The sequence below is a fragment of the Psychrobacillus sp. genome (assembly GCF_056205495.1).
In genome coordinates this window covers 1-11,356 of record NZ_JBAEAP010000182.1, presented here as the reverse complement: position 1 = coordinate 11,356, position 11,356 = coordinate 1, and the positions used below count along the sequence as shown (strand labels likewise).

At 39.9% G+C, this 11,356-nt stretch carries 9 protein-coding genes and 2 pseudogenes; 5 read left to right on the top strand and 6 right to left on the bottom strand.

All coding sequences use genetic code 11. The features are described from left to right. Positions 1–469: VOC family protein (locus AC06OU_RS05455; protein WP_475854473.1), on the bottom strand; the 469-nt coding region annotated here is incomplete at its 3' end. A 163-nt stretch (positions 470–632) separates the two neighbouring features. Between AC06OU_RS05455 and AC06OU_RS05450 the strand changes: the two genes are divergently transcribed. After that, positions 633–1,913 carry a glucose-6-phosphate isomerase gene (locus tag AC06OU_RS05450; protein ID WP_475854471.1) on the top strand — a complete coding sequence of 427 codons (1,281 nt, stop codon included), beginning with the start codon at positions 633–635 and terminating at the stop codon, positions 1,911–1,913. Positions 1,914–2,088: 175 nt separating this feature from the next. Here AC06OU_RS05450 and AC06OU_RS05445 read toward each other — a convergent pair whose 3' ends face one another. From AC06OU_RS05445 to AC06OU_RS05435, 3 genes and pseudogenes are all read right to left on the bottom strand, one after another. After that, positions 2,089–2,973 (bottom strand): ROK family protein, encoded by an 885-nt coding sequence (locus tag AC06OU_RS05445; protein WP_475854474.1) that lies wholly within the window; start codon positions 2,971–2,973, stop codon positions 2,089–2,091. A 12-nt stretch (positions 2,974–2,985) separates the two neighbouring features. Beyond that, positions 2,986–4,665, bottom strand: a pseudogene (locus AC06OU_RS05440) (glycoside hydrolase family 13 protein); the annotation flags it as partial. A 195-nt stretch (positions 4,666–4,860) separates the two neighbouring features. Next, positions 4,861–5,205: a zinc ribbon domain-containing protein YjdM gene (locus tag AC06OU_RS05435; protein ID WP_169358359.1), complete on the bottom strand. Its 345-nt coding sequence runs from the start codon at positions 5,203–5,205 to the stop codon at positions 4,861–4,863. Between the two features lie 158 nt (positions 5,206–5,363). Here AC06OU_RS05435 and AC06OU_RS05430 point away from each other — a divergent pair, with 158 nt between their 5' ends. Together AC06OU_RS05430 and AC06OU_RS05425 are read left to right on the top strand one after the other, a co-directional pair. After that, positions 5,364–5,516: a hypothetical protein gene (locus AC06OU_RS05430; RefSeq protein ID WP_169358358.1), complete on the top strand. Its 153-nt coding sequence runs from the start codon at positions 5,364–5,366 to the stop codon at positions 5,514–5,516. A gap of 315 nt (positions 5,517–5,831) precedes the next feature. After that, positions 5,832–6,055, top strand: a pseudogene (locus AC06OU_RS05425) (transposase); the annotation flags it as partial. Positions 6,056–6,193: 138 nt separating this feature from the next. Here the strand turns inward: AC06OU_RS05425 and AC06OU_RS05420 are convergent. Next, complete coding sequence (locus AC06OU_RS05420) at positions 6,194–7,801, bottom strand: thiamine pyrophosphate-binding protein (RefSeq protein ID WP_475854469.1); 1,608 nt, start codon at positions 7,799–7,801, stop codon at positions 6,194–6,196. 160 nt (positions 7,802–7,961) lie between these two features. On the opposite strand from AC06OU_RS05420, the gene AC06OU_RS05415 reads away from it, so the two are divergent. Further along, entirely contained in the window at positions 7,962–8,690 is a 729-nt protein-coding gene (locus AC06OU_RS05415) for a DsbA family oxidoreductase (RefSeq protein ID WP_475854468.1), read from the top strand. A 92-nt stretch (positions 8,691–8,782) separates the two neighbouring features. Here the strand turns inward: AC06OU_RS05415 and AC06OU_RS05410 are convergent, their stop codons facing one another. Continuing rightward, the gene (locus AC06OU_RS05410) at positions 8,783–9,994 is read right to left on the bottom strand and encodes a glycine zipper family protein (protein ID WP_475854466.1); all 1,212 of its coding nucleotides are present in this window, start codon (positions 9,992–9,994) and stop codon (positions 8,783–8,785) included. Between the two features lie 428 nt (positions 9,995–10,422). Between AC06OU_RS05410 and AC06OU_RS05405 the strand changes: the two genes are divergently transcribed. Next, positions 10,423–11,356: LLM class flavin-dependent oxidoreductase (locus tag AC06OU_RS05405; RefSeq protein WP_475854465.1), on the top strand; the 934-nt coding region annotated here is incomplete at its 3' end.

Genomic DNA, 11,356 nt, shown 5'->3' with positions numbered 1-11,356 from the left:
GTTCCATTATTTTGTCTGCGAACTCAATGATATTATGGGTAGTTAATCCAATTTCACTAATTTCAATAACATTGTTTGAAGTGAAGTGAATAGCATTCGATTTTGGTGTAATTGCTTCTCTTGCAATAAACTCCACAATGTTTCCTGCCGGATCCTGAAAATAGCAGGACTTTGCTTTAAAATGACCACTATATTCTACCTCATCCTTCCCTTCCTCTATAGATAACGTTACACGTTCTTGCAGCCATAATTTAGCTTTTGAAAACATATTTGAGTGTATATTAAAAGCAAAATGATAGAAAGTATCCTCTGCTTCACTGTCCTTCATAAATCTAAGTAAACTATTCCCAATTTGAAATGTGGCCTCGGTATCTTTCCATAACTTTAAAGGAAACTCTAATGTATCTCGGTAAAAGATGACCATTTCCTCTAAGTTAGATACCCACAAGTCAATTTGCTGGATCTTCATTTTTATCCTCCTCTTTAGCTTCTACTCTCAATATATACAAGTAGTATTGGAGTCAACTCGGCCAATAGCAGGAAGAATAAATATAATGATAGCTTTTTTTAACTTTTCCCAATGGATATGGTAAAATTAAGTCATTAAAATATGTAAAATAAAGGGGTACTTCATGAAAATTTCCGTTAATTACTCAGAGGATTACCAAAGCCTCCTTACAGAAGAATTACATAACAAACTAGAGGCTACTCATGATTTTATCCAGTCAAAAACAGGATTAGGATCTGACTTTTTAGGATGGGTAAATTGGCCAAGCTCCACTCAGCAAGCTTTTTTACAAGATATAAAGCAAACCGCAGAGCATATTCGCTCTAATTCAGATGTATTAGTTGTCATTGGGATTGGGGGGTCTTACCTAGGCTCCAAAGCAGTTCTAGAATCACTCGCTACTCCATTCCAAAAGGACAACCAATTAGAAGTTATCTTCGCGGGACAGCTAGTTAGTGGTGCTTATTTAAAGCAATTGATTGCTTACTTAGACTCTAAGGAAGTAACTTTAAATGTTATTTCTAAGTCGGGCACGACAACCGAACCGGCTATTGCTTTCCGATTCCTACGCCAGTACATGGAAGCACGCTACGGCGAAGAGGCTGCCGCTCGCATCATCGTCACTACAGACGAGGAAAAAGGTGCTCTATTGTCTCTTGCGAAGGAAAAGGGCTACAAGCGCTACGTAGTACCAGAAGATATAGGTGGCCGCTATTCTGTCTTTACAGCAGTTGGCCTATTACCAATCGCAGCAGCTGGGCATAATATTGAGCAATTGATAGCAGGAGCTAAACAAGCTGAAGAGGAATTTCAAGTGATGGATGTTCATTCGAATGCGGCTATTAAATACGCTGTCATCCGAAATCATTTATACGGTAAGGGATATCCTGTGGAAATAATGGCTACCTTTGACGAGAAGCTGAAGTATGTCCAGGAATGGTGGAAACAGTTATTTGGAGAGAGTGAAGGAAAAGAAGGAAAAGGTATTTTCCCTGCTTCCGTACTGTACTCAACGGACCTCCATTCATTAGGACAATACATCCAAGATGGTAAGCGTATGCTATTTGAAACATTCCTCATGGTCGAACAGGTTTCAGATGATCTAACCGTCTTTGAAGCAGATGATAACCGCGATGAGCTAAATTACTTAAGCGGTCTGACGTTACACGATTTCAATAAGGCATGTCACGAAGCGACTGCCTCTGCCCATTTAGATGGTGGTGTTCCTCAAATCACATTAACGATGGAACAGCTAGATGAAGAGCATATTGGTCACTTATTATATTTCTACATGATGACTTGTGCGTATAGTGCTTACTTGCTGGACATTAATCCTTTTGATCAGCCAGGAGTAGAAGACTATAAGCGAAATATCTTTAAGATTCTTAAAAAGCCTGGATATTAAAACTGTAGCCTCCAAGTTGGGGGCTACAGTTTTTCATATTTCAGTAGAGTTTTCCTATATACTGTGGAACCGTCCGATTTTTCAGTGTGACCGACCGATTATTTGACTTAACCGACCGATTCTCCATTTTTCTTTAAAAAAAATGCTTTGTCCCGGAAGAGACAAAGCATTTTATTTATACAACAAGCATTGCGGCACCAAGCATACCTGCTTCATTACCAAATTGTGCTCGTTTAATTTCAACTGGTTTAAGCATTAATGGTTTTACTTTTTCGATTAGCAAGTCCCACCATTCATCGGCAGATTCCGAAACGCCACCGCCAATAACTATACAATCCATATCAATTACTGCTTGAAGGGTAGAAAGAACAATTGCAAAGTCTGCTATAAAACGATCTCTTGCACGTTTTGCACTTTCAATCTCCCGAGTAGCTAGCTTAAATAAAGTATGGGGCATAGCCAATTCTCCAGTAGTCGGATCAATCACATGCTCTTCTTTAATCAATCTCTTTAATGCGGTTCCTGATACGTATTGTTCACTACAGCCTGGTCGTCCACAACCACAAACTAACCCGTTAGGATATAAAATGAGATGTCCGATTTCTCCAGCTCCACCATTCGCACCATTCATAACCTGACCATCAAATATAAAGCCACCGCCAAGACCGGTACCAACCGTAACACAAACTACTTTTGAAAAGTTACTTCCTGCTCCAATACGTGCCTCTGCAAGTGCAGCACAGTTCGCATCATTATTTAACTCGACTCGAAGTCCCGTAGCTGTCTCTAATAGCGGCTTTACAGGCGTGCCCTCCCAGCCAGGCAGCTCCTTTTCAAAGGTGACTGTTCCAGTCTCAGCATCTACCATTCCTCTGGTTCCAATACCAACTCCTGAGATGTCAGGGAACTGATCTTTAATCTTTAAAACCTGCTCCTCTAAATATGGGTATAAGGGAAGCTCTGTAGGTACTGTTATATCAGCCAAGACTTCTCCAGTCTCATTCACAACGCCCATCCGTATTTTGGTTCCACCAATATCTATGCCAAGTACCTTCTTCACTTTATAATCTCCTTTCAAAGCTAATACTACTGCTTCATAGGGACGTACATTTATCCCATGTTCTTCTATTTCTTGTGAGTCGTAATTAGCTATCATTACTTTTCCGCTAAGACCATCTACCTCACAGCTAGCCCATTGCAGTTTCTCTGTACTATTTGAGAAATTCGTGATGACAAGCCATTCTTCCTTCTCAGTTTGGCGCTTATATACAAAAAGCTTTGGATCGTTTGGAAATAGCAAATGAAAGCTTCCATAAGTTATAATGTCGTGCTGTTTTCTCAACTCAATAAGCTTTTGATACGTATAAAAGATGGATGAGGAATCAGATAGCGCCTGTTCAGCATTAATTTCAGTAGTATTTGGATTCATCTGTATCCACGGAGTACCAGTCGTAAATCCCCCATCGCTTGTCCACTGCATAGGTGTACGTGCATTGTCTCTACCCTTAGCATAAATACCACGCATAATAGCATCCTCTTGGATACCTTGTTCTATTTTACTATTATACATATTAATCGTTTCGATATCCTTGTAGTCTTCAATACTATCAAATCTAACGTTAGTCATACCTAATTCTTCTCCTTGATAAATATAAGGAGTTCCTTGTAGCATATGAAGACAAATAGCTAGCATTTTAGCAGAAGTAACTCGATATTCTTGGTCATTTCCAAAACGAGAAACAACACGAGGCTGGTCATGATTGTTCCAATATAAGCTATTCCATCCTACCCCATGAAGTGCATGCTGCCATTTCTCAAGATTGTGTTTTAACGCAACTAAATCCAGTGGCTTTGCATCCCATTTTTCAAAAGGTCCACTGTCTAAATCCATATGTTCAAAGGTGAATACCATGTTCACTTCTTTATTTGCAGGATTCGTATATAACTGAGCATCCTTAGGAGAAGCTCCTGGCATCTCCCCTACTGTCAGCACGTCATAATTTTGGAGCACACGCTCATTCATTTCTTTTAAATATGTATGGATTTTAGGACCATTCATAAAATAGGGACTTCCATCGCCATATAGCTGTCCTTGTCCAACCTTTCCGTCTGGTAGTCCCTCCACCTTGGAAATAAAATTAATAACGTCCATTCGAAATCCGCCTATGCCCTTATCTAGCCAATAGGTCATCATCTCATATATATCGTTACGGAGCATTTCATTCTCCCAATTCAAGTCTGGTTGCTTCTTAGAAAACAAGTGTAAGTAATAGGAATCTGTCGCCTCATCCTTCTCCCATGCAGATCCGGAAAAAACAGAGCCCCAGTTATTCGGCGGCAAATCGTCTTTCCCCTCCCTCCAAATATAGTAGTCTCTATACTTAGAGTCCTTTGAGGATTTGGACTCGACAAACCACTTATGCTCGTCTGAGGTATGGTTAACAACAAGGTCCATTACTATACGTAAGTCTCTCGCTTCTGCTTCCCTTATCAATTGATCCAAATCTTCCATTGTTCCAAACTCATCTAAAATAGTACGGTAGTTTCTTATGTCATAGCCATTGTCATCGTTCGGAGAGTCGAAAACAGGACTCAACCAAATAACGTTGACACCTAGCTTCTGTATATAATCTAATTTAGAAATAATCCCCTGTATATCCCCAATTCCATCTCCGTTTGAATCCATAAAGCTACGTGGATAAATTTGATAAACTACACTTCGTTTCCACCAAGGCTCCTTATTTGTCTTCATGTTCTCCGACCCCCATCAGAAGTATTTGATATATTCATTATAATGCAAACGCTTGCATAAAGTGATACCTTTTTTCAAAAAGTTGTTTAAATTGGATAAAAAATAAGAACTGGCTAGATAAAAAAAAGCAAGTACATGAATGACGTACTTGCTTCTTCAGTGCCTTGTGATGCATTCTAAACGAAGAGACCTATATTAGCTCTTTTTCACAAACTCAGACTTTAACTTCATGGCCCCAAAGCCATCTATCTTACAATCAATGTTATGATCTCCATCTACTAGACGGATACTCTTTACTTTCGTCCCGATTTTTAGCGTTGAAGAGCTCCCTTTTACTTTTAAATCTTTAATAACTGTAACAGAGTCTCCGTCCTGAAGGATATTCCCGTTAGAGTCCTTCACCACCAACTCTTCTGCCGTATCTCCTACTTCTTCTGTTAAGGACCATTCATGAGCACATTCAGGACAAACTAAAAGAGAGCCATCTTCATATGTATATTCGGAATTGCATTTTGGGCATTTCGGCAATGCTGTCGTCATTTTATTACCTCCAATTTACCTCATTTTAATACAGGACTCTATGCCCTTCAACTTATTTTATATGTGATAGGTTTACTCAAATTTCTTTGTGGGTAATCATTTATTAACCTTCCTAATTAAAATATATATCCAAAAATACGGCGAGAGGGGGAGTGAACATGGCTGAAGAAGAAAAACGCGTAGAAGTACATCGTGAAGAGCGAACAGATTCTGGGATGGTAGGAGCAACCTTCATCAAGTATGCTGCTTACCTAATAATATTCTTTGGTATCCTTTGGTTCCTAATCTCTTACGTATTCCCAATGTTTTAATTGGTGACTAAATCCACGTCTGACCACATGCAGACGTGGATTTTCCCTTTTAAAATAGAAGTAACGCGAGGAAGAGTTGATTTCCGCTACGAACGGACGCTTTCCGCGGGCACGGCTTAGGCCAACAGGATGTTGGTCAGGAAAACGTTGTCACACGATGTGACGTCCTTAGTTTTCCCTCCTTGAAACTCCCTCGCTGCGCTCAGTCCAGGGTCTTCAGCTCGCGCTGTTCCCGCTGGAGTCGCCGTTCTTCGCTCCAATCAACGGGGCCCCCTATAAAATGAACGAGGGGATGGATATGATGACGAAAAATCAAACCAATGCACGCAGAGTAATAATAAACAAAAGATGATTCTACGTCATAATCTGGCAAGACTATTTGGATGTAGCTGAGGACTTACGTCATAACTATGAAATGAAAGAAATTTACGGGAAGCGTAAAGAGATGATCGAACGTGTCTTTGCCGATGCTAACTTTTGCTGCCTTAAATCTTAAGAAGTTGGCCAGCTGGACCTGGAAAACGCCAAAAATGGCGTAAAACAAACAAAATCGAGAGGTGAATTAGATCTTTTTCCAGAATGTAAACTGTGATAGTAGCAAAAGGGTTGGAAATCGTTTCGATTTCCAACCCTTTTGTCTACACTCTGAGAAGCCCTATCTAGGGCTTCTTTTTTTGTTATTCGGTTTCTGGGAAAAATGCTTGCTCGGTCCATACGTCGACTAATACTGGTCCTTTAGTTTGGAGGGCTTTGTTCAGTATTTCTTCTAAATTGTTATCTGCTTCCACTCGGTACCCCTTCCAACCACAAGCCTCTGCCACTTGCACAAAATTTGGATTGGTCAGGTGTGACCCTAATTCTTTATTTCCAGCCGCTTTAATCTTGTCGCTTTCCATTTGGAGGGCCCCATTATTAAAAACGACTACAGTTATATCTAACTCATAACGAGTAGCGGTCAGTAAATCGGCCAATGTCATTTCCAGACCACCATCCCCCACTACAGCTACCACTTGTTTTTCTGGTTGCTCTAACTTTGCTGCAATTGCTGCAGGAAGACCAAAGCCCATGGAACGCCAATATCCTGAAAAAAGAACCTTTTGGTTAGTTTGACGGAAGTTCCTATTCATCCACACTGTTACGTCTCCTGTGTCCAAGGCAATGATTGCATCATCTGCTACCGTATTTTCTAGTCCTCTTGCTATTCGTGATGGATGAACGGGAGATCCTTGTATTTGACCTTCCTGTTCGTTTTGATATGCCCATTTCTCTTTTACTGCCTCTATGCGATTAAGCCACTCTTCATTCTTCTGTTTGCCCTTCATGCTTTCTAGTAGAAGAGGAATAACCTGCTCAGTTTTACCCTTAATCCCGTAATCTGCTGCCACTCTTTTCTTGGCATGCTCTAGGTGAAGGTCAATATGGATAATAGTCGCATTCTCTGGCACATATCCCTCTGGCCACCAGGTTGCTCCTGCTATTAGAACTACGTCCGCATCTTTAAATACCGTTGGGGCATGGGGATTTCCTCCCTCGCCAATCCCTTGGATGAGATGAGGTGTAGCATCCTCAAAAATGCCTTTGCCACCTAGACTTAATAAAATTCCTGCTCCCCAAGTCGTAGCCAGCTCTGCTATATCTCCTGCTGCCCCTCTTGCTCCTGCACCAGCTAAAATCATTGGTTGTCGTGCCTGTTTCATCACTCCCGCTACCTCTTCTAAATCATTTAGTTCAAAGGTGCCTGTTCCCTCTAATACTTTCGGGAGTTGTCTAGCTTTTACAGTAGTCTCTTTTTCAAATAAATTTTTAGGCACCGATATGTGAGTTACTGTTCTCTGTTGTAGAGAAATTTCAGCTGCCTTCTGAAGCAAATCAACAATGGCATTCTCACTATTTAAGTTTGCTGAGTATGCTGCAAATGGCTTAAATAGCTCCTGCTGATCGACATATTGCTGAAAGTCTGTCCCCATTTCTTTTTGTTCGGCTTGACCCGTTAACGCTAATACAGGTGCCTTGTCTGAATATGCATCACCTAGACCATTTAAAAGATTGGCTGCACCTGGGCCCATTGTAGAAGTACATACTGCTAGTCTACCTGTCATCTTTGCTTCCGCCGAAGCCATGAATGCTGCTACAGACTCATGCTTTACAGCAATAAATTCGATTTTATCCTGTTTGGCCATTGCGTCCAAAAGACCAATAATAGTATCACCAGTCACCCCGTAAATCCGCTTAACCCCTAAAAGGGATAGCTGGTCTAATATAACCTCTGCGACATTTTTATTCATATTAATCCTCTCCTTTAAACAGAGTGTGTTACCTGTTAAATTCCCTTATACAAATGGATTAAACAAATAACCTCAAGAAGAGGTTTCTAAGCAAACAAGGACCGCTCTTTATATGAATTATGCTATATTAACTCTATCAATAGGAAGGTAGGGAACACTCATGAAAATTGAAGTATGGTCGGATTTTGTTTGTCCATTTTGTTATATTGGAAAGCGTCGTTTAGAGCAGGCTTTAGAGGAGTTTGATCAAAAAGACAAAGTAGAAGTTAGCTTTAAAAGTTTTGAGCTACAGCCTCATCTACCAAGCGATAAAAGTGTAACTGTTCATGAAATGCTTGCTAAAAAGATGAATATGTCCCCTGAGCAGGCAAAGGCAATGAATGAGCAGGTCATTGCTAATGCAGCAACAGTAGGATTGGCATACCAATTTGACGAAATGAAACAAACAAATACATTAGACGCGCATCACTTAGTGAAATATGCAGAATCGGTAGGAAAAGGTGGCGAATTAACAGAACGTCTTTTAAGCGCTCACTTCTTAGAATCTCAATTCCTAGGTGAGCACGAAACTCTTTTAGACTTAGCTACCGAAGTCGGATTAAATCGTGAGGAAGCAAGCAAGGTTCTAACAAGCTCTGATTATTTAGATGAAGTCCGAATGGATCAGCAAGAAGGTCAGCAGCTCGGTGTTCAAGGAGTGCCTTTCTTCGTTTTCAACAGAAAATATGCCATTTCTGGAGCGCAGCCTCACGAAGCCTTCGTCCAAACATTGAAGAAAGTTTGGGAGGAAGAAAATCAAACCGCGCCTCTTCAGCATATTCAAACTGATTCAGATGCAACTTGTACAGATGACGGTTGTGAAATTACGGAGAGAAACAAAGAAGTTTAAATAGAGGCTATCGTGATATGTCGGCGATCAATCTCTATCCATTTTATATAACAAAAGGCCATTACTGAAAAGCTCTCAGCAATGGCCTTTTGTTATCTCATTTCTAATAAAGCCTTATAGATTTCATTTATAGTCGGTAGCTTTAACTTTTTGCGATTACTGTATATGTTAAAAAGCTCTTTTTGAATTATCTCTCTTGCAAACTGTTCACGATCATTAGACTTGTACATTTGTCGTAATAATTTAGGGATTTTGTATTTCGATTTAAATATATCCAAAAGATTTTGAAGCTCTTTTTCGTTCAACAAATGGTTGTATACATGCTGCTCGAGCTGTACCTCGAATAAATCTAGCATCTCTTTTGCATCGTCTTCAATAAAACGATTTAAAATCCTACTTGCAATTTTAGATGTGACGATACTACCGATGATTAAACCAACTATACCGCCTACTAGAGCCCCAGTGCTTGTACTCCCCCATGGAATAAGAGCACCTATAGCTGCACCGATTGCCATACCTCCTATACTACCTGCCACATTTGCAGCTGTTTTCGTGATGTTTTTAAACAACTGTGTTTTAGACATCTCACCTTTTATAGCTCGGGAAATGTCTAAGGTAGAAAGCATACCAGTTACTAATGCACCGGTAACCACGTTAGCATTTAGTAGTAGAATAGTTTTTTTCGCTGCTAGTGAGCCAATCATAGCCTTATGAGTAAACTTTCCAGCAGCTTTCTTTGCTACAACCTTCGCTCCATTTTTTCGAATAGCTCCCCTGACGCCACTCCCTAATTCAAAAGCATCATCTAGCTCAATATCCTGCATGTCATTTGACAGTACCTCATCTACTACTGCTTCTCCCACTATATTTAACCCAGTGAACACCGCATTTTCTACCGCTTCCTCACGAGTGGCTCCGTTCCATGTACTTTGCGCAAAAGCAACAGCAGCACTCATGCCTAGCGACTCATTTAGAAGCTGAACTCGCCCTGACTCCTCTAAGATTAGTCCGTCTACAAGACCAGCCTGTGCTATATAGCGAACTTGTTTATATGTAAAAGCCCCTTGCTTCACTGTTTCTCTTGCAAGCTCTTCATTTTGTAAACGGTCTGTTAGTTGAGAAACCACATCATCATACTGGTCAAATGCTACTTCTAGTTTGATAGGACCTAATTGGTTCATGTACAAAAGCTGATTGTCTAACAAACTTGCCTCTACTGTTTCTTTGACGTTAGAGCAATAAATATTTTGTATAAAGTGTTCATTCTTAATATATTCTATGTTCTCCACGTTTCGTCTTGCCACCACTGGTTTCTTCTAATAAATAAGGAAAACATATAACTCAAGCGTTGTATAGTAAAAAAGATATAACAACATTATTTTGTCACACGTTTGGTGAAATCCTTAATATGGGGATAACTTTCAGTAGTATTTAATAATAGGGATAACTATGTGTATAAGTGCATAACTTTTTAGAAATTATCTACATTCTCCCAAAAAGATGTTATAAATTTTTGAATATGTGTGTAACTTTGTGGAGAAAGTTTAAATTTTTACTATAATGAGCAGCTACATATTTTCTTTTGGGGAGAAGCTGTTTATAAGTTTGTTTTTCTTTTTGAAGATAGAGCACTTTTAGATAAGACAAAAGCTTTCCATTTTAAAGTTTTCTTTAGTATCTTTAATTTACTATTTATCTTTTTTAAACTGTAAACTTGGAGAGGTGACGATAATTGCAAAACTATAGAATAGACCAAAGCAAAGGCTTAGAGTTTGGCCTTTATACACTAGGGGACCATATTCCTAATCCCCATACTGGTGAACGTATTTCTTCCGCTCAGCGACTTAACGAAATAATAGATCTAGCCAAATTAGCCGAGCAGGCAGGGCTAGATTTTTTTAGCGTAGGGGAAAGTCATCAGGAGTACTTTACTACACAAGCTCATTCGGTTGTTTTGGCTGCTATAGCACAAGCCACGGACACACTTAAAATTGCTAGCTCTTCTACGATCATAAGTACCTCTGATCCCGTACGGGTTTATGAGGATTTTGCTACAATTGATTTAATTTCCAAAGGTCGCACAGAAATCATTGCTGGCAGGGCTTCCCGAGTTGGTCTTTTCGATTTGTTAGGCTATAACGTGAGAGATTATGAAGAGCTCTTTGAAGAAAAATTTGAGCTACTCCTTCAAATTAATAAAGAAGAGATCGTAAACTGGAGCGGTGAATTTCGTGCTCCATTGAAGGATGCAAAGGTTATCCCACGTCCTCAAAACGGTTCTTTACCAATTTGGCGAGCTGTTGGTGGACGTCCAGAAAGCGCGATCAAAGCAGGACATGCAGGCGTTCCAATGTTTTTAGCAACATTAGGAGGTCCTGCTACTAGCTTTAAAGTTTCCATAGATGCTTATCGAAATGCAGCTAAAGAAAGTGGTTTTAATCCTGAAGCGCTTCCTGTTGCAACTGCAGGATTTTTCTACACTGCAGAAACAACCCAACTAGCCCAACAAGAAATTTATCCTTATCTCAACCACGGTCTCCAGCTAATCAACGGGCATGGTTATCCTAAGCATCAATTTATGCAAGGAGACGATCCACACGATGTGATGAATATCGGAAGTCCTCAACAAATTATTGAAAAGATCCTCTATCAGCATGAGGTTTTTG

Coding starts and splice junctions, on each gene's coding strand:
- AC06OU_RS05415 (WP_475854468.1), top strand. CDS start 7,962: ATGAAAATTGAAGTATGGTCGGATTTTGTTTGTCCATTTTGTTATATT.
- AC06OU_RS05450 (WP_475854471.1), top strand. CDS start 633: ATGAAAATTTCCGTTAATTACTCAGAGGATTACCAAAGCCTCCTTACA.
- AC06OU_RS05435 (WP_169358359.1), bottom strand. CDS start 5,205: ATGACGACAGCATTGCCGAAATGCCCAAAATGCAATTCCGAATATACA.
- AC06OU_RS05430 (WP_169358358.1), top strand. CDS start 5,364: ATGGCTGAAGAAGAAAAACGCGTAGAAGTACATCGTGAAGAGCGAACA.
- AC06OU_RS05420 (WP_475854469.1), bottom strand. CDS start 7,801: ATGAATAAAAATGTCGCAGAGGTTATATTAGACCAGCTATCCCTTTTA.